The 16676-nt window shown below is 67.6% G+C and carries 21 protein-coding genes and 1 tRNA gene; 4 read left to right on the top strand and 18 right to left on the bottom strand.

Annotation, left to right across the window (positions count from 1 at the left end; genetic code table 11):
• Positions 1-32: 32 nt before the first annotated feature.
• From ASE79_RS10705 to ASE79_RS10680, 6 genes are all read right to left on the bottom strand, one after another.
• Positions 33-653, bottom strand: a complete 621-nt coding sequence (locus ASE79_RS10705) for a MarC family protein (protein ID WP_055874200.1) — start codon at positions 651-653, stop codon at positions 33-35.
• Entirely contained in the window at positions 650-1540 is an 891-nt protein-coding gene (gene folD / locus ASE79_RS10700) for a bifunctional methylenetetrahydrofolate dehydrogenase/methenyltetrahydrofolate cyclohydrolase FolD (RefSeq protein WP_056416018.1), read from the bottom strand. Before folD ends, ASE79_RS10705 begins: the two co-directional genes overlap by 4 nt.
• The gene (locus ASE79_RS10695) at positions 1537-1848 is read right to left on the bottom strand and encodes a DUF167 domain-containing protein (protein ID WP_056416016.1); all 312 of its coding nucleotides are present in this window, start codon (positions 1846-1848) and stop codon (positions 1537-1539) included. Before ASE79_RS10695 ends, folD begins: the two co-directional genes overlap by 4 nt.
• Entirely contained in the window at positions 1845-2147 is a 303-nt protein-coding gene (locus ASE79_RS10690) for a YggT family protein (protein WP_055874210.1), read from the bottom strand. Before ASE79_RS10690 ends, ASE79_RS10695 begins: the two co-directional genes overlap by 4 nt.
• A gap of 142 nt (positions 2148-2289) precedes the next feature.
• Positions 2290-3207, bottom strand: coding sequence for an acetylglutamate kinase (argB, locus tag ASE79_RS10685; protein ID WP_056416014.1), 918 nt, complete (start codon positions 3205-3207; stop codon positions 2290-2292).
• A 212-nt stretch (positions 3208-3419) separates the two neighbouring features.
• Positions 3420-4073 carry a queuosine precursor transporter gene (locus tag ASE79_RS10680; RefSeq protein ID WP_056416011.1) on the bottom strand — a complete coding sequence of 218 codons (654 nt, stop codon included), beginning with the start codon at positions 4071-4073 and terminating at the stop codon, positions 3420-3422.
• Positions 4074-4235: 162 nt separating this feature from the next.
• On the opposite strand from ASE79_RS10680, the gene ASE79_RS10675 reads away from it, so the two are divergent.
• Positions 4236-5501, top strand: a complete 1266-nt coding sequence (locus ASE79_RS10675; protein ID WP_056416009.1) for a NupC/NupG family nucleoside CNT transporter — start codon at positions 4236-4238, stop codon at positions 5499-5501.
• A 45-nt stretch (positions 5502-5546) separates the two neighbouring features.
• Positions 5547-6308: a MerR family transcriptional regulator gene (locus ASE79_RS10670; RefSeq protein ID WP_056416007.1), complete on the top strand. Its 762-nt coding sequence runs from the start codon at positions 5547-5549 to the stop codon at positions 6306-6308.
• Positions 6309-6407: 99 nt separating this feature from the next.
• On the opposite strand, the gene ASE79_RS10665 is transcribed toward ASE79_RS10670, so the two are convergent.
• The 3 genes from ASE79_RS10665 to ASE79_RS10655 form a co-directional block, all read right to left on the bottom strand.
• Positions 6408-6962, bottom strand: a complete 555-nt coding sequence (locus ASE79_RS10665) for a fasciclin domain-containing protein (RefSeq protein ID WP_056416004.1) — start codon at positions 6960-6962, stop codon at positions 6408-6410.
• 79 nt (positions 6963-7041) lie between these two features.
• Entirely contained in the window at positions 7042-7980 is a 939-nt protein-coding gene (dapF, locus tag ASE79_RS10660; RefSeq protein WP_056416001.1) for a diaminopimelate epimerase, read from the bottom strand.
• A gap of 39 nt (positions 7981-8019) precedes the next feature.
• Positions 8020-8484: a DUF6456 domain-containing protein gene (locus ASE79_RS10655; RefSeq protein ID WP_056415998.1), complete on the bottom strand. Its 465-nt coding sequence runs from the start codon at positions 8482-8484 to the stop codon at positions 8020-8022.
• An 85-nt stretch (positions 8485-8569) separates the two neighbouring features.
• Between ASE79_RS10655 and ASE79_RS10650 the strand changes: the two genes are divergently transcribed.
• Entirely contained in the window at positions 8570-9130 is a 561-nt protein-coding gene (locus ASE79_RS10650) for a helix-turn-helix domain-containing protein (RefSeq protein WP_056415995.1), read from the top strand.
• A 16-nt stretch (positions 9131-9146) separates the two neighbouring features.
• On the opposite strand, the gene ASE79_RS10645 is transcribed toward ASE79_RS10650, so the two are convergent.
• The 8 genes from ASE79_RS10645 to ASE79_RS20380 all read right to left on the bottom strand — a co-directional run bounded on the left by ASE79_RS10645 (position 9147) and on the right by ASE79_RS20380 (position 14160).
• Positions 9147-9222 (bottom strand) — tRNA-Val (locus tag ASE79_RS10645).
• Between the two features lie 64 nt (positions 9223-9286).
• Positions 9287-10228 (bottom strand): MarR family winged helix-turn-helix transcriptional regulator, encoded by a 942-nt coding sequence (locus tag ASE79_RS10640; protein WP_056415992.1) that lies wholly within the window; start codon positions 10226-10228, stop codon positions 9287-9289.
• 113 nt (positions 10229-10341) lie between these two features.
• On the bottom strand, positions 10342-11829 hold the full coding sequence (locus ASE79_RS10635) for an NAD(P)(+) transhydrogenase (Re/Si-specific) subunit beta (RefSeq protein WP_056415990.1): 1488 nt from the start codon (positions 11827-11829) through the stop codon (positions 10342-10344).
• Positions 11830-11856: 27 nt separating this feature from the next.
• Positions 11857-12186, bottom strand: coding sequence for a proton-translocating transhydrogenase family protein (locus tag ASE79_RS10630; protein WP_056415987.1), 330 nt, complete (start codon positions 12184-12186; stop codon positions 11857-11859).
• A 19-nt stretch (positions 12187-12205) separates the two neighbouring features.
• On the bottom strand, positions 12206-12421 hold the full coding sequence (locus ASE79_RS10625) for a type II toxin-antitoxin system HicB family antitoxin (RefSeq protein ID WP_200910363.1): 216 nt from the start codon (positions 12419-12421) through the stop codon (positions 12206-12208).
• A gap of 41 nt (positions 12422-12462) precedes the next feature.
• Positions 12463-12852 (bottom strand): endonuclease domain-containing protein, encoded by a 390-nt coding sequence (locus tag ASE79_RS20385; RefSeq protein ID WP_082445289.1) that lies wholly within the window; start codon positions 12850-12852, stop codon positions 12463-12465.
• 59 nt (positions 12853-12911) lie between these two features.
• Positions 12912-14033: an NAD(P) transhydrogenase subunit alpha gene (locus ASE79_RS10615; RefSeq protein ID WP_056415979.1), complete on the bottom strand. Its 1122-nt coding sequence runs from the start codon at positions 14031-14033 to the stop codon at positions 12912-12914.
• A gap of 4 nt (positions 14034-14037) precedes the next feature.
• The gene (locus ASE79_RS20380; RefSeq protein WP_082445252.1) at positions 14038-14160 is read right to left on the bottom strand and encodes an aa3-type cytochrome c oxidase subunit IV; all 123 of its coding nucleotides are present in this window, start codon (positions 14158-14160) and stop codon (positions 14038-14040) included.
• Between the two features lie 139 nt (positions 14161-14299).
• Between ASE79_RS20380 and ASE79_RS10610 the strand changes: the two genes are divergently transcribed.
• A complete protein-coding gene (locus ASE79_RS10610) occupies positions 14300-15715 on the top strand; it encodes a sigma-54-dependent transcriptional regulator (protein ID WP_056415976.1) in 1416 nt (471 codons plus the stop codon).
• A 38-nt stretch (positions 15716-15753) separates the two neighbouring features.
• Here the strand turns inward: ASE79_RS10610 and ASE79_RS10605 are convergent, their stop codons facing one another.
• A complete protein-coding gene (locus ASE79_RS10605; RefSeq protein WP_056415973.1) occupies positions 15754-16638 on the bottom strand; it encodes a bestrophin family protein in 885 nt (294 codons plus the stop codon).
• Between the last annotated feature and the right edge of the window lie 38 nt (positions 16639-16676).

The following is a 16676-nucleotide window of genomic DNA, read 5'->3' as shown; positions in this document are numbered from 1 at the left end:
GCCGTCATCCCGACGACAGTCAGGATGACGGCCTAGTGCAGCACCACCGACAGGCCATCGAGCACGAACTGCACCGCCAGTGCCGCCAGCAGCACGCCGAGCAGGCGGGTGATCACCGCCTCGATCTTCGCGCCCAGGATCCGCATGATCGGCCCGGCGGCCAGCAGCGCGACCAGCGTCAGCAGCAGGATCGTCACCATCGCGGCGAGCACGATCGCCGAGCGCTCGAGCCCGCTGTTGCGGCTCATCAACAGCATCACCGACGCGATCGAGCCGGGACCGGCGATCATCGGCATAGCCATCGGAAAGATCGAGACGTCCTCGGCCTCGGGGTCGCTCGCCACCTTGGCGGCGCGATCCTCGCGGCGCTCGGTGCGCTTCTCGAACACCATCTCGAGCGCGATCAGGAACAGCATGATGCCGCCGGCGATGCGGAAGCTCGCCAGGCTGATGCCCAGGCCCTTGAGCAACGCCTCGCCGAACAGCGCGAACACGAACAGGATCGCCGCCGACACGCCGACCGCACGGATCGCCATCGCCCGCTTCTGCGTCGCCGACGCACTCGCCGACAGCCCGGCATAGATCGGCGCGCAGCCGGGCGGATCGATGACCACGAAGAACGTAATCAGCGACGAGATATAGAGCTCGATCACAGCCCGGCCCGATCGAGCATGGCTTCGTCGACGGCAACGCCTTCGCGGCGCCCCGCCGAGACCAGCGTGTTGCGCAGCAGGCACGCGATCGTCATCGGCCCGACGCCCCCCGGGACCGGCGTGATCGCGCCCGCGACGTCGACCGCGCTCGCGAAGTCGACGTCGCCGACCAGCCCCGTCTCGGTCCGGTTGATGCCGACGTCGATCACGGTCGCGCCGGGCTTGAGCCAGTCGCCCTGGATCATCTGCGGGATCCCGACCGCGGCGACGACGATGTCGGCGCGGCGGATATGCGCGGGCCCGTCCGTCGTCCGGCTATGCACGACGGTGACGGTACAGCTTTCGCGGAGCAGCAGTTGCGCCATCGGCTTGCCGACGATGTTCGAGCGCCCGACGACGACCGCCTCGAGCCCGCTCAGGCTCGGCAACACGCTCTTGAGCAGCAGCACGCAGCCGAACGGCGTGCAGGGCACGAACCCCGGCAGCCCGGTCGCGAGACGACCCGCGTTGATCGGGTGGAAGCCGTCGACATCCTTGTCGGGGTCGATCGCCGCTATCACCGCCTGCTCGTCGATATGCTTGGGCAAGGGCAGCTGGACCAGGATGCCGTCGATCGCCGGATCGGCGTTGAGCGTCGCGACCAGCGCGAGCAGGTCGTCGGCCGACACGTCGGCGGGCAGCCGGTGCTCGATGCTCTCCATCCCCGCCTCGCGCGTCGCCTTGCCCTTCGAGCGGACATAGACGCTGGAGGCGGGATCCTCGCCGACTAGCACCACGGCAAGGCCGGGCGCCCGGCCCGCCTGTGTCCGAAAGGCGGTGACGCCGTCTGCGATACGGGCCCGGAGGCCGGCGGCGAAGGCCTTGCCGTCGATGATGGTCGCGCTCATGCCCGCGGCCCATAGAGCGCGGACGCGATTTCCGCCAGCGTAGCGACATCACCGGCGATATGCAGGCGCTTCAGCCGGGCGGTTTCGCCCGAGACGATCGTCACCGCGCGCCTGGGCACGCCGAAGCTCTTGGCGACGAGCGCGACCAGCCCGGCATTCGCGGCGCCATCGACGGGCGCCGCCGCCAAGCGCGCGGCAAGATGCTCGGGGGTGCCGGCGACCAGCGTGTCCCGGCCGCCGCGCGGGGTTACCCGGACGGCGAGCGCCAAGCCGTCACCGACCGCGCGCCAGGCAGCGGGTCCGTTCAATAGGCCGCGACGAGATAGTTCTGCGCGATGTTCGGGATGACGATGTTGGTCAGGATATAGAGGATCAGCAGCACGACGAGCGGCGACAGATCGAGCGCGCCGAAATCGGGCAGGATCCGGCGGATCGGGCGATAGAGCGGCTCGGTGATCTTCTGCAGCGCGTTCCACACCGTGCGGACGAAATCGCTCTGCGTGTTGATGACGTTGAACGCGATCAGCCATGACAGCACCGCCTGGATCACGATGACCCACCAGACGAGATTGAGCAGCAACTGGACGATCTGAAGAAGGGCGATCAAGGCGTGGGTCTCCGCTGGTATGATACTAATATAAGGGGACGGAGGGAGAACGAGAACCCCTGCGGTGATCTGCCCGCTCGCTTGCGTCAGCCGGGCACAAGCAGGGAGGAGGAATCAAAGGGCCGTTAAAGGCCCCCCGCCCCTAACGCGCGCGCCCCTTGGCGCTGACCAGCGTCCCCGCGCCCTGCTTGGTGAAGATTTCGAGCAGCATCGCATGCGGCACGCGGCCGTCGATGATCACCGCGGCGTCGACTCCCGAGCCGACCGCCGCGACGCACGTCTCGAGCTTGGGGATCATCCCGCCGGTGATCGTCCCGTCCGCGCGCAGTTCGGCGATCTTCGCCGGGTCGAGATCGGTGAGCAGTTCGCCCTCCTTGTCGAGCACGCCGACGACGTCGGTCAGCAGGAAGAACCGCGCGGCGCCCATCGCGGCGGCGATCGCGCCCGCCATCGTGTCGGCGTTGATGTTGTAGGTGTGGCCGTCCGCGCCGATGCCGATCGGGGCGATCACCGGGATGATGTCGGCCTTGATCAGCGTGTCGAGGATCGTCCGGTCGACCGCGATCGGCTCGCCGACGAAGCCCAGGTCGACATGGCGCTCGATCCCCTGCAGCTTGTCAGGCTCGCGGCCATGGCCGACCTTCTGCGCGAGCACGAGGCCTGCGTCCTTGCCCGAAATGCCGACCGCGCGGCCACCCGCCTGGCCGATCCAGCCGACGATTTCCTTGTTGATCGAGCCTGCGAGCACCATTTCGGCGATCTGCGCGGTCTCCGCATCGGTCACGCGCAGGCCGTCGACGAAGCGCGATTCGACGCCGAGCCGCTTGAGCATCGCGCCGATCTGCGGCCCGCCGCCATGGACGACGACCGGGTTGATCCCGACCGCCTTCAACAGCACCATGTCCTCGGCGAAATCGCGCTGCAGCTCGGGGTCGCCCATCGCGTGGCCGCCATATTTCACGACGAACGTCTTGCCCGCATAGCGCTGCAGATAGGGCAGCGCCTCGGTGAGCGTTTCGGCCTTGGCGAGCAGGGCGGGATCGGGCGTGTGATCGGTCATGCCCGCGCTTTAGCCAGTCGCGGCGCGTTCGTCATCGGTGAACGTGCGCCCTCTGCCCCGCCGTCATCCCAGCGAAAGCTGGGATCTCCCAGTTCGAGCCCCCGCACCCGCCAACGGGGATACCCCAGCGTTCGCTGGGGTGACGGACGTGACGGAAGTGTCGGGCGTGACGGAAGTGTCGGACGTGTCGGACGTCCCGAAAGGTCCGGATTTCACAGCGGACGCGCGTCCAGCCACCGCCCGAGCTTCACGAAGAAGGTGATCATGAACGGCACCAGCACGATCGACAGCACGACCTTGGTCAGCATCTGCCCCGCCATCAGCTCGACGATCGGCCGCGCGCCGAGGAAGGAGATGGTGATGAACAACACCGTGTCGATCACCTGCGAGACGATGCTGGCGATCATCCCGCGCAGCCAGACCAGCTTGCCCTCGCCGCCGCCGACCTGCCCCGCCAGCTTGGCGAAGATCAGCACGTTGAGCGTCTGCGAGATCCCGTAGGAGATCAGCCCCGCCATCATCATCCGCGCGCCCTGTCCGACGACGATCGGAAACGCGTCGACCGCGGGCGGATACATGCCCGGATCGTGCGGCAGCGCCAGCACCAGCTGGATCAGCGCGGCGGACACCAGCAGGGGTATGAAGCCGAGGCGGACCAGCAGCGTTGCGGTCTTCTGTCCGTGCAGCTCGGCGATCGCGCTGCTGAGCACGACCAGCAGCAGGAATGCGAAGATCCCCGCCTCGACCGCGAGCGGGCCGAGCGCGACCTGTTTGACCCCCAGCACGCCGGCGATGCACACCATGCCGCCATACAGCACGGAGAAAATGAAGAGCGAACGCGGGAACGCGGGAAGGTCTGTATTCATCGCCGCGGACGCTAGCGAAAACGCGCGCGCCGTCAAATGACAAGCGGGGCCGAAAACCGGCCTGTCCTCAAATGACTGGCGACCGGCGCCCGCCCGTGTCATGTCGGCCGCTTGCGCAGCCGGGGGGCCGCGTGTGTCATCGTACGAGAACGCAGGGCGTCCATGGAAAGACTAGTCATCGGCCTGGGCGGTATCGCCGTCATCCTCGGCATCGCCGTGCTGTTGTCGAGCGATCGCCGGGCGATCCGCCTGCGCATCGTCGGCGCCGCCTTCGCGCTGCAGGCGGGTATCGCCGTGCTCGTGCTCTATTCCAGCTTCGGCAAGGTCGTGCTCGGCGAGATGTCGGGCGGCGTCGCCAACCTGCTTGGCTATTCGCAAAAGGGCACCGAGTTCCTGTTCGGCAAGATGGCGACGCCCGAAATCGGCGGCCAGAGCTTCGCGATCGCCGCGCTGCCGGTCATCATCTTCTTCGCCAGCCTCGTCTCGATCCTCTATTATCTCGGCATCATGCAGTTCGTCGTGCGCTGGGTCGGCGGCGGGATCGAGAAGGTCATCGGCGTCTCGAAGGTCGAATCGCTGTGCGCGGCCGCGAACATCTTCGTCGGCCAGAGCGAATCGCCGCTCGTCATCCGTCCCTATCTCGCAGGCCTCACGCCGGCGCAGCTGTTCACGGTGATGACCAGCGGCATGGCTGGCGTCGCGGGCACCATCCTCGCCGCCTATGCGTCGATGGGGATTCGGATCGACTATCTGCTCGCCGCCAGCTTCATGGCGGCGCCCGGCGGCATCCTGATGGCCAAGATCATCATGCCCGACCGCGTGACGCCGCCCGAGGGCGAACTCGCGCTCGGCGACCTGCCCGGCGAAACGTCAGCGGGCGAACCGATGCCGCAGGCCACGCATGACGAGGAAAAGCCCGCCAACCTGATCATGGCCGCCGCGCAGGGTGCGCAGACCGGCGTCCGCCTCGCGGTCGCGGTCGGCGCGATGGTGCTGGCGTTCGTCGCGCTGGTGGCGCTCGCCAACGGCCTGCTCGGCGGGCTCGGCAACATGATCGGGCTGCCCGGGCTCAGCTTCCAGGGCCTGCTCGGCTATGTCTTCGCGCCGATCATGTTCCTGCTCAACGTGCCGTGGAGCGAAGCGGGCATTGCCGGAGGGCTGTTCGGGCAGAAGATCGTGCTGAACGAATTCGTCGCCTATATCTCGCTCGGCACGCAGCAGGGGCTGAGCGCACGCACGATCGCGGTCATCACCTTCTCGCTGTGCGGCTTCGCCAACTTCTCGTCGATCGCGATCCAGATGGCGGTGACGGGCAGCCTCGCCCCTAACCAACGTCCGATGATCGCCAAGCTCGGCCTGCGCGCGCTGGCCGCGGGCAGCCTCGCCAACCTGATGTCCGCCGCGCTCGCGGGGCTGCTGATCGGCTAAAATAGCGCTTGCTCCTGACGTAACGTCAGCGGCTATCCCGTCGGCATGGAAGACATGCTCGACATTGGCGACGTCACGCGGCGCACCGGCCTCACCCTTCGTGCGCTTCGGTTCTACGAAGGGCGCGGGCTGGTCTCGCCGCTGCGCACCGCGGGCGGGCGGCGGATCTACGGCGCCGGCGAACTCGCGCGACTGAACGCGATCGTCGCGCTGAAGCACGCCGGTTTCTCACTGACCGAAATTGCCGCGATGCTCCGTTCGGGGCCGGTCGATATCGGCCGGCTGGTGGCTGCCCGGCTGGCCGAACTCGACCAGCGCGCCGTGGCGATCGCGGACTCGCGCACGCTCCTCCTCTCCGTTCTGTCCCGCATCGATCATGGCGAGCCGATCGACGTCGCGACCCTTTGCTCGCTGATCCGTTCAGGAGACGACATCATGGATACCAACTGGCGCGGCGTTGTGGACCGCTATTTCTCACCCGAAGAGCAAGCGCGCTGGGGGGAGCGGATGGCCGACGTGCCCAACCTCGACCCCGGTGCGTACAACGCCCGCTGGCACGATCTCGGCAGCCGCATCGCCAAGGCGCTGCCGCTCGATCCCGCCAGTCCGGCCGCGCAGGCGTATCTCGATGAATGGCAGGCGTTGCTGGCCCCCTTCACCGCGGTCGCGACGCCCGAGATGATGGCGGGGGCAACGTCGCTCTACGATCGGATGGGCGAGTGGCAGGCGGATCAACCGTCGCCGTTCCCGGCCAACGTCTGGACGTTCATCAAGGCTGCCGGCGAAGCACGCGGCGCCGCCGCCTAGGTCGGCGGCAAACGCAATCGAGCCCGCCGCCTTTTGGCGACGGGCCCGACGACACTGCCTTTGGGGGGGGAAGGGGCAGATACTGACTCTTATAGTCGATTACGGCAGCATGACGGTGTCGATGACGTGAATTACGCCGTTCGACTGCATGACGTTGGCGATCGTGACGCGGCCCTTATGGCCCTTGCCGTCCATGATCCCCCAGCCGCTGCCGACCTTCCTGAACATCAGCGGCTCGCCCTGCACGGTGGTGTAGCTCGCGGTACCGCCATTCGCCTTCGCCTTGGCGGCGATATCGGCGGCGGTGATCGTGCCGGGGACGACGTGATAGGTCAGTACGCCCGTCAGCTGCGCCTTGTTCTCGGGCTTGAGCAGCGTGTCGACGGTGCCGGCGGGCAGCTTCTTGAACGCGGCGTTGGTCGGCGCGAACACCGTGAACGGACCCGGGCCCGACAGAGTCTCGACCAGACCGGCGGCCTTCACCGCGGCGACCAGCGTCGTGTGATCCTTCGAATTGACCGCGTTCTCGACGATATTCTTGGTCGGGTACATCGCGGCGCCGCCGACCGTCGGGTTGGTCTGCGCGGCGACGATGGCGCTGCCGCTCACGGCAATGGCAGCGGCGACGATCGCGGTACGAAACACGTGATTCATGGCTTCTCTCCTGCACGGAGCCTGTGGGCGGCTCACTGCCCGGAGATACGCGCAGTCTGATGGAAGGATGCAGGCGGCGTCAGAGATTTGCAACGAGTTTGGACCAAGCCGCGCGCTCGTCCTCATAGCGCCGCGTGACCACCACGTCGCTGGCGGTCGCGGTCGCCAGATCGACCTCGACCGAGCCGCTCCACTCGAACGTCGCATTGCCCGACAGCGTCACCATCGCCGCCGCACTCGCCTGTGCGCGGACGAGCCCGCCCTTGTTGAACACCGTCGTCTGCGTGTCGTACGCGATCCGCCCGGTCAGGCACGCGGCATAGGTCGACGCCGCCATCGCGCTGCCACAACTGTCGGTCAGCCCGACCCCGCGCTCGAACGTGCGCACGAACAGGTCGCGCCCCCGCAGTTCGACGAAGCTGACATTGGCGCGGTTCGGCAGCCAGGCGGGCGCGGCCTCGCATGCTTCACCGACGCGGACGAGCTCGGCCTCGTCGATCGCGTCGACGAACGTCACGAGATGCGGGTTGGGCATCGCCACCGCGGTGAACGCGCGGGTCGTCGGCAAGCCCGCGATCGGCGCGTCGACGACCAGGTCTGCCCCCACCGCCATCGGCCAGGCGGCGACGTCGAGCGACGCCGGCCCCGCAATCTCGCGGACGGTATAGACGCCCGCCGCGATATCGGCGTCGCGCAAGACGACCGCATCGCTCGTCTTGAGCAACGCCGTCGCGGTCTGCGTGCCCGTCGCGGCGAACCCGGCGCGCGCCACGCACCGCAGCCCGTTGAGGCACGTCTCGGATTCGCTGCCGTCCGAATTGAACATCCGCATCCCGAACGCGCGATCCGCATCGCCGTCGGTGAGCAGCAACAGCCCGTCGCCGCCCACCGGGCCCTGCCGATCCGCGAGCGCGCGCGCGACCGCCGCCCACGCCGCATCGCCGAGCGTCGACGCGCGCGCGTCGATCAGCGGGAAATCATTACCGGACCCATGACATTTGACGAGATCGAAGCGCATGCCTGCCATCTAGTCATGCGACCGCACCAAAGCGAGCGCCTAACCGATCGCATGATGCGCCGCCACCCGATCGAGCGCGAGCGTCAGCACCAGCCGCCCCGCCCGCGCCGGCCAGTGCAACGCCTTCTCCGCGACGGGCAGCCCCTCGCCCGCGCAGACCACCCGCCACAAGATGTCCGCCAGACCCGGCCCCGCCGCCGCCAGCGCCGAGTCGAACCGCGCCTTCGCCGCGATCTGCGCCGACGTCGGATCGAGCCCGCCATACCGGGCACCATCGACTCGCTCCGCCCAGCGCATCGTCACGCTCGGCGCGATCGACGCCCGCTCGTAATCCGCGCGCAATCGCTCCCCCGCCGCGAACTGTCGCGCATCGACCAGCCCGCGCGCGCGCAGCCACCCCAGCGGCGATTCGGCCACATTCACCGTCACCGTCCGCCCGCGCCGGGCCCCCGCTTGCTGCAGCACACCCTCCGAATCGATCGACCGTTCCACCAGTTCGCGCATCCACCGTCTCCCATTGCCGCTTCCGGTTGCCATATCGGCACGGTTGTAGGACAGAGGAATAACCCATCTGGTTTGGAGCCTGCCGATGATCACCGCCATCCGCGAAGTCCGCCGCGCCAAGGGCCTGACGCTCGAGGATGTCGCGCGACGCTGCGTCCCGCCGACAACGGCGCAGACGATCGGCCGGCTCGAAACCGGCACGCGTACCGTCTCGGTCGGCTGGCTCAACCGCATCGCCGCCGCGCTGGGCGTCGACGCCGCCGATCTCGTCACGCTGCCCGACCGCGCCGACCTGCCCGTCACCGCGATCCTCGATGCGCGCGGCGCACACGCCCCCCGGCGCACCACGACGGTCGCGCCCCCTCAGGTCGCATCGGGTCAGATCGCGGTGACGGTATCCGGCAGCATCGGCGACTATCGCACGGGCGACGCGATCTGGTGTGCGATGGTCGCGCCCGAGGGGTTTGCGACTGTGCTCAACCGCGATGTGCTCGTCCCGCAACCCGCAGGCCGGTTCGTCTTCGGACGGCTGATCGGATACAGCGACGGCGTCACCCTGTTGCCGCCGGGCGCGGGCACGCAGCCACAGACGATCAAGGACCCTGCCTGGATCGCGGTCGCGATCCGGCTCGTCCGCGACCTGTAACGATCGAATGCGGGGATGGTGGGCGATGACGGGCTCGAACCGCCGACATTCTCGGTGTAAACGAGACGCTCTACCAACTGAGCTAATCGCCCCCTCTCGGGTGGAGGTGCGATGCCAAAGCCCGGCGGCCGGGGCAAGCTAAAAGGGCGGACGCGGTCACGGAATCCGCAGATTCGCCCCGGTCGTGGCCAGGATATAGCCCCGCATCGCCTCGCTCGCGCGCTCGGAGAGCACCATGAACGCGCGTCGCCGGTCGTGCATGTCGGGGCGGCGTTCGAACAGCCCCGTGTCGGTCATCCGCGCGATCCAGCGCAACGCCGTCGTCGGCGCGACCGCGGCGGCGATGCACAGGCTCGACACCGAGACGCGCGCCTGTTCGAGTTCGGCCGCATAGAGGTCGAGCAGCATGTCCCAGCCCGGATCCTCGAACAGCGCGGTGCCGAAAAACTGGTCGCGCAACCGGCGCGCGCGGATTGCCCGCCGGACGTCCGCCGCACTCGGCCTGGCGAGCGACGGCTGCGCGCCGTAGCGAGTCGTCCGGTCGCCGACGATCGGCGCGGCGGGCGCATCGCCTGCAAACTCCGCCCGGGTCAGCCGCGCGAGCGCCTCGGCGATCCGCGCCACCTCGGTGTTCAGCCGCTCCAGCCGCATGCCATCGGTCTCGCGCCCCGCATCGAACACGCCCGCAGGGCTGCGCGTGCGCTCGGCGGCGACCACGATCGCCGCCACGCAGTCCGCGACGCCGGGATCGACCAGCAGCGTCGTACCGCCGCCCAGTGTCGCCGCCGCGACCGCATCGATCTGGTCGTCGTCCATCGCGACCACCAGCGCGGCCTCCAGGACAGCCGCGCGCGCGACGATCCGCGGCAGATGGTCGGCGAGGACGGCGGCGTCCACGCCCGCCGCCTCGACCACCACCAGCTGCGGGGTGGCGTGCAGGCCGAACGGCGCCTGCCACCCGATCCGGGCGACGATCCGCCCGCCGACCGCCGCCAGCGCCGCGGCGAAACGGTCGGGTGCGGCCTCTGCCGTAATCAGGATCGCGTCGATCCCGGTGTCGTACCGCGTATCGGTAAAGTCGCCGTCGAGTGGGGTCATGGCTATCTCCGCTAGGTTGCGAAGACTAGCCTTGGCGATCGCACGTATTACACCCGAACTGGATCGACTTTCGTTCGAGTTGGGGAACTTAACACCAGCGCCAAACCGGTCGCCTAGTCGAGCGCCTTCACGATATCCTCGACCATCTTCTTGGCATCGGCGAGCAGCATCATCGTATTGTCGCGGTAGAACAGATCGTTATCGACGCCTGCATAGCCGACTCCGCCCATCGATCGCTTGATGAACAGCACGGTCTTGGCCTTTTCGACGTCGAGCACGGGCATGCCGTAAATCGGCGAGGTCTTGTCGGTCTTGGCGGCGGGGTTGGTCACGTCGTTCGCACCGATCACGAACGCGACGTCGGTCTGCGCGAACTCGCTGTTGATGTCCTCGAGCTCGAACACGTCGTCATACGGCACGTTCGCCTCCGCCAGCAGCACGTTCATGTGCCCCGGCATGCGCCCCGCGACGGGGTGGATCGCGTATTTCACGCGGACGCCCTCGGCTTTCAGCTTGTCGCCCATCTCGCGCAGGACGTGCTGCGCCTGCGCCACCGCCATGCCGTAGCCCGGGACGATGATGACCTGCTCGGCCTGGCTCATCAGGAACGCGGCGTCCTCCGCCGAACCGCGCTTCCACGGGCGATCGATCGCCGTGCCGCCGCCGCTGGTATCCGCGACCGCGCCGAACCCGCCGGCGATCACGCTGATGAAGCTCCGGTTCATCGCGCGGCACATGATGTAGCTCAGGATCGCGCCCGAGCTGCCGACCAGCGCGCCCGTGATGATCATCGCGCTGTTGTGGAGCGTGAACCCCATCGCCGCCGCTGCCCAGCCCGAATAGGAATTGAGCATGCTGACGACCACCGGCATGTCGGCGCCGCCGATCGGGACGATCAGCAGGAAGCCGATGACGAAGCTCAGGATCGCGATCGTCCAGAACACCCATGGCGCCTGCTCGGTGACGAAATACGCGATCAGCCCGAGGATACCGGCGAGCAGCGCAAGATTGATGACGTGGCGCCCCGGCAGCATGATCGGCTTGCCGCCCATGTTGCCGTTGAGTTTCAGGAACGCGATCACCGAGCCCGAGAACGTGATCGCACCGATCGCGACGCCGAGCCCCAGCTCGATCCGGCTGACCGGGTGGATCACCGCGAAGGGCTGGCCGATCATCGGCACGACGAGGTCGGAAATCCCGAACGCCTGCGGGTTGAGATAGGCGGCGACCCCGACCAGCACCGCGGCGAGCCCGACAAGGCTGTGGAAGGCGGCGACGAGCTGCGGCATCGCGGTCATCGCGATGCGGCGTGCGGTGACCAGGCCGATCGCGGCGCCGACGCCGATCGCCGCGAGGATTTCGCCGACCGTTACCCAATCGATCATCAAATCGTGCGGGTTCCCCGGCGGGACCGCCACCGAGCGCAACGGGACATGCGTCACCAGCGTCGTCACGACCGCGATCGTCATGCCGATGATACCGAAGCGGTTGCCGCGCTGGCTCGATGCCGGGCTCGACAGCCCGCGCAGCGCGAGGATGAAACACACCCCCGCGACCAGATAGGCGAGCGAAGCCCATGGGCTGACCGTCAGTTCATGCATATCGCGTCCCCTCGCCTGGCGTGCCGCTCACTTGCTCGAAGCGGGCGCGACCGGCCGTTCCTTCTTCTTGTACATCGCCAGCATCCGCGCGGTGACCGCAAAGCCACCGAAGATGTTGACGCTCGCCAGCACCACCGCGACCAGCCCGAGCGCCTTGGCGACGCCCGAACCGGCACCGATCGCCCCCAGAACCGTCGGGGCGGCGGCGGCGATCAGCGCGCCGACGATGATGACGCTGGAGATCGCATTGGTCACCGCCATCAGCGGCGTGTGCAACGCGGGCGTGACCGCCCAGACGACGAAATACCCGACGAAACACGCCAGCACGAAGATCGACAGGATCGCGATAAAGTCCATTATTCGGTTCCCAACTCTCTCACGCTGCGGCGCGTGTCGCGGCAGGGACGGCGCGTCCCAATTCTTCGGCGGCTTCGATCCAGCAGGCGATCGAATCATAGGCGTTCGCGAGCGCGTCCTGCGGCGTGTCGCCATCGGATTTGCATCCCGGCAGCGCGGGGGCGGTCGCAAGGTACCCACCACCATCGGCCGCCGGGAGCGGCCGGATCACGACTTCATAATCCTGAGGTTTCACCGTCCGCTCCACAAGAGCCATAGACGCAACACTACCGTACATCATTCCTCCCCGGCACGGGGAGGGGGACCGGCCGCAGGCTGGTGGAGGGGGCGGGCCGCAGACGACACGATCATCGTCACCACGGCCTCGATATCCCCCAGCACGTCGCCGGCGGCCACACGCAGCACCCGGTGGCCATTCTGCGCGAAGAATCGGTCGCGATCAGCATCGCGCTGAGCGCGATCGCCGCGGCCGTGAAATTCGCCATCGACCTCTACCGCGAGCTTGGCGGCGGCGCAGTAGAAGTCGCAGACATAAGGGCCGAGGGGATGCTGGTGGCGGAATTTGAAGCCGGTCTTCTGTCCTCGCAGATGCTCCCAAAGCAGCACCTCTGGAAGGCTCATCTCGCGGCGTAGTCGGCGCGCCAGCGATACTTCAGGGCGCAGCATAGGCGGGACGCCCCCTCCACCGGCTGCGCCGGTCCCCCTCCCCGTGCCGGGGAGGATTGTCACGACGACAGCCGCGCGTTCACGATTCTGCCGCCTTGGGTCAGGCGGATCGCGTCGCCGATCTCGGCGTCGAGCGCCGGTCGCCCCGCGTCCTTGTCCCAGAACGCGCTCAGGAAATTGAACAGGTTGCGGCTGAACAGCGCGCTCGCGTCCGCCGCGAGCCGCGACGGCACGTTGCGGTGGCCGACGATCGTGACGCCGTTCACGACGACCACCTCGCCCGCGACCGAACCCTCGACATTGCCGCCCTGCTCGACCGCGAGGTCGACGATCACCGAGCCCGGCTTCATGCTTGCCACCTGCGTTGCCGAGATCAGCCGCGGCGCCGGGCGCCCGGGGATCAGCGCGGTCGTGATGACGATATCCTGCTTGGCGATGTGCCCGGACACGAGCTCGGCCTGCGCCGCCTGATATTCGGGCGACATCTCGCCGGCATAGCCGCCCGTCCCCTCGCCCTCGATGCCTGCGACATTCTCGACGAAGATCGGCTTGGCGCCGAGCGACTGGATCTGCTCGCGGGTCGCGGCGCGTACGTCGGTCGCCGACACCTGCGCGCCCAGCCGCCGCGCGGTCGCGATCGCCTGGAGCCCGGCGACGCCGACGCCCATCACGAACGCCTTGGCCGCACTGATCGTGCCCGCCGCGGTCATCATCATCGGGAAGGCGCGGCCATATTCGGCGGCCGCGTCGAGCACCGCCTTGTAGCCCGACAGGTTCGACTGCGACGACAGGATGTCCATCGACTGCGCGCGCGTGATCCGCGGCATGAACTCCATCGCCAGCGCCTCGTACCCCGCCGCGGCATAGGCCTCGACCCGGGCGCGTTCGGCAAACGGGTTGAGGCTGGCGACGATCCACGCGCCCGGCGCCACGCCGCCGAGCGTCGCCGGATCGGGGCCCTGCACGCCCAGCACGATGTCCGCCCCCGCCAGCGTCGCCGCACGATCCCCGACCGACGCGCCTGCGTCGGCATAGCCGGCGTCTGCGATCGACGCGGTCTCGCCGGCGCCCGTCTCGACCGCCAGCGTCGCGCCGAGCGCGATGAATTTCTTGACCGTTTCCGGCGTCGCGGCCACCCGCCGCTCGCCGTCCGCTTGCTCTTTCAGGACGGCGATCTTCATGAGATTAATGGATCAGCCAGATGACGAGCGCGACGACCAGCGCGCACCCGACCGCGCCCCATTTCATCATGCCGGTCACGCTCGAATAGGTCGCAGAATGCGCCTTCATGTCTCCATTGCCGGCCATGGTTCTTGTCCCAATCCTTTGTGTGCCACCCTCTACACCCAGACCTTAACCGGCACATTCGGGATCGCCAAGCGCGACATTTAAGGCGCCCTTTACTCGGTTGCGCTATTGCCCGTACCGGAACGGGACAGGATTCGCCATGACGCGCAACGGCCAGCGCCTAGTATTGCTGATCGACGACGAGCCCGCGCAGCGCCGGCTGGTGGCGACGCTTGCCTCGCGTGGCGGCTGGCGCACGGTTTTTGCGACGGATAGCGAAATGGCGATCGCCACGCTCGGCACGCAGGACGGGATGCAGCTCGACGCGATCCTGCTCGATCATTCCGCGCCCGACGGCGATGCGACCGCGCTGATCGCCGAACTCCGCGACCGCCGCCCCGCGCTGCCGATCCTTATGCTCACCGCCAATGGTTCGGTCGCGCATGCGGTCGCCGCGATGCGCGCCGGTGCCACCGACTTCCTCGTCAAGCCGCTCGCGCCCGACCGGGTGCTCGCCGCACTCGAAGCCGCCGTTGCCGGCACCGCCGCGGGCGAGCTCCGCCCGCTCACCGAAAAAATTCCGGCCCTCCTCGCGTTCGACGAGATCGTCGGCTCCTCGCCAGATTTTCGCGCGGCGCTAGCGATCGCGGCAAAGGCGGCACGCGCGCGCGTCGCGGTGCTGGTCGAGGGCGAGAGCGGAGTCGGCAAGGCGGTCGTCGCTGAAGCCATCCACGCAGCCTCGCCGCGTGCCAAGAAGCCGATGATCACGATCAACTGCGCGGCGATGCCTGCCAATCTGATCGAATCGGAACTGTTCGGGCACGAGATGGGCGCGTTTACTGGCGCGTTTGAGCGTAAGATCGGGCGGTTCCACGATGCCGATGGCGGCACGGTGTTCCTGGACGAGATTGGCGAGATGCCGCTCGAGGCGCAGGCCAAGCTGCTGCACCTTCTTCACACCGGCGAAGTCCAACCGATCGGCGGGCGGCAGTCGCGCGAGGTCGATGTCCGGGTGATCGCCGCGACCAACCAGCGATTGCTAGACGAAGTAGAGGCGGGGCGTTTCCGCGAAGATCTGTATTATCGGCTGAACGCGGTCCAGGTCACGATCCCGCCCTTGCGCGAACGGACCGGCGATATCCCCGCACTCGCCCGCCACTTGCTCGCGCGGATTGCCGAGCAACCGGGACTCCGACCGCTCGGCATTACCGACGCCGCGCTTACGCTGCTGGTCCATTACGACTGGCCCGGCAATGTCCGCCAGCTCCAAAACGCGCTCTTTCGCGCCGCCGTGTTATGCGAGGGGGCAGCGCTAACCGAGGAAGATTTCCCGCAGATCGCCGCGCTCGGCAACCGTCAGCGCGGCCCGGCCACTGTGGCCGCGGGCGGTGGCGGCGTGACGCTGTTTCGCCCCGACGGCAATCTGCGCGCGCTCGACGAGATCGAGGCCGACGTCATACGCCTTGCGATCGGCCACTATCGCGGCCGCATGACCGAGGTCGCCCGCCGCCTCGGCATTGGCCGTTCGACCCTGTACCGCAAACTCAGCGATTTGGGGATCGACAACGCTGCGTGAGCGCGGTGGTCAGACGGAGTTAGGCAAGCACCGCCTAATTACCAAAGCACACCCTTATCGGGTTTCAGCGGCTCGGGGGCAGGATCGCCGATCGCCTGTAACAGGTCGATCTCGATCGTCCGGCACATTGCGTTCAGCGGCACGTCGTGGATGGTGTCTGCGAACGGATCGACCAGATCGTCGCCGATCTGCAGCACCGCGAGGAACATCAGTCCGGCGATCGTCGAGCCTACGGGTGTCGCATAGCCCAGCGACTCAACCAGACCGATCGGCAGCAGCACACAGAACAACCGCGTAAACAGGCTCGGGAAGAACCGGTACTGGTTGGGAAGCGGGGTGTTCTTGATCCGCTCCATGCCGCCCTGTGCGTTGGCGATATCGACCAGGATCGCCTCGAACTGGGTCTGCTGGATCGTGTCGATCCAACCGTTGCGCCGCGCGATGTCGACCCGCCGCCCCGTACCGTCAAGCAGGCCGTTGGCGATATTCGTGCGATCGAGCGCAAACGAGGCCTCTTCCTTCGACAGGAACCGCAGTACCTCGGGTGGCGCGGGCTGCTTGCGTAGCTGACAACGCAGTGCGTTCACATAGGCGATCTGGCGCAGGACGATCGTCCGCTTCATGTCATGGCCCTCGGGCTCGGGCAGCATGTTGCGCGCCATCCGCGCGAGGTTGCGCGAGGCGTTGATCATCAGGCCCCAGAGGCCGCGGCTTTCCCACCAGCGTTGATACGCGGAATTGTCACGAAATCCGAGGAACAGTGCGAGCGCCGTGCCGAACAGAGTCAGGGGCAAGGCCGGCGCGTGGAAGGGCAGCACATAGTAAGTGATCGTGACGATCACGTCCCAGACGAACAGGCCCAGCAGCGGACGCCAGACCTCGCTCAGGATCTGGCCGAGACGTGGTGTTGCAGTAACGATCAAGCGACAGCTCCTTGTTAAGGTCTGCAACTAATGCGCGA

It is taken from the genome of Sphingomonas sp. Leaf28 (assembly GCF_001421685.1).
Taxonomy (GTDB): Bacteria; Pseudomonadota; Alphaproteobacteria; order Sphingomonadales; family Sphingomonadaceae; genus Sphingomonas; species Sphingomonas aurantiaca.
This window is presented reverse-complemented; position numbering and strand designations above follow the sequence as displayed.

Bases quoted from the DNA above. Each gene is read 5' to 3' on its own strand.
- argB (WP_056416014.1), bottom strand. From the start codon at position 3,207: ATGACCGATCACACGCCCGATCCCGCCCTGCTCGCCAAGGCCGAAACG.
- dapF (WP_056416001.1), bottom strand. From the start codon at position 7,980: ATGCGCTTCGATCTCGTCAAATGTCATGGGTCCGGTAATGATTTCCCG.
- ASE79_RS10630 (WP_056415987.1), bottom strand. From the start codon at position 12,186: ATGGACTTTATCGCGATCCTGTCGATCTTCGTGCTGGCGTGTTTCGTC.
- ASE79_RS10675 (WP_056416009.1), top strand. From the start codon at position 4,236: ATGGAAAGACTAGTCATCGGCCTGGGCGGTATCGCCGTCATCCTCGGC.
- ASE79_RS20380 (WP_082445252.1), bottom strand. From the start codon at position 14,160: ATGGCCGGCAATGGAGACATGAAGGCGCATTCTGCGACCTATTCGAGC.
- ASE79_RS10650 (WP_056415995.1), top strand. From the start codon at position 8,570: ATGATCACCGCCATCCGCGAAGTCCGCCGCGCCAAGGGCCTGACGCTC.
- folD (WP_056416018.1), bottom strand. From the start codon at position 1,540: ATGAGCGCGACCATCATCGACGGCAAGGCCTTCGCCGCCGGCCTCCGG.
- ASE79_RS10655 (WP_056415998.1), bottom strand. From the start codon at position 8,484: ATGCGCGAACTGGTGGAACGGTCGATCGATTCGGAGGGTGTGCTGCAG.
- ASE79_RS10670 (WP_056416007.1), top strand. From the start codon at position 5,547: ATGGAAGACATGCTCGACATTGGCGACGTCACGCGGCGCACCGGCCTC.
- ASE79_RS20385 (WP_082445289.1), bottom strand. From the start codon at position 12,852: ATGCTGCGCCCTGAAGTATCGCTGGCGCGCCGACTACGCCGCGAGATG.
- ASE79_RS10615 (WP_056415979.1), bottom strand. From the start codon at position 14,033: ATGAAGATCGCCGTCCTGAAAGAGCAAGCGGACGGCGAGCGGCGGGTG.
- ASE79_RS10610 (WP_056415976.1), top strand. From the start codon at position 14,300: ATGACGCGCAACGGCCAGCGCCTAGTATTGCTGATCGACGACGAGCCC.
- ASE79_RS10680 (WP_056416011.1), bottom strand. From the start codon at position 4,073: ATGAATACAGACCTTCCCGCGTTCCCGCGTTCGCTCTTCATTTTCTCC.
- ASE79_RS10640 (WP_056415992.1), bottom strand. From the start codon at position 10,228: ATGACCCCACTCGACGGCGACTTTACCGATACGCGGTACGACACCGGG.
- ASE79_RS10665 (WP_056416004.1), bottom strand. From the start codon at position 6,962: ATGAATCACGTGTTTCGTACCGCGATCGTCGCCGCTGCCATTGCCGTG.
- ASE79_RS10635 (WP_056415990.1), bottom strand. From the start codon at position 11,829: ATGCATGAACTGACGGTCAGCCCATGGGCTTCGCTCGCCTATCTGGTC.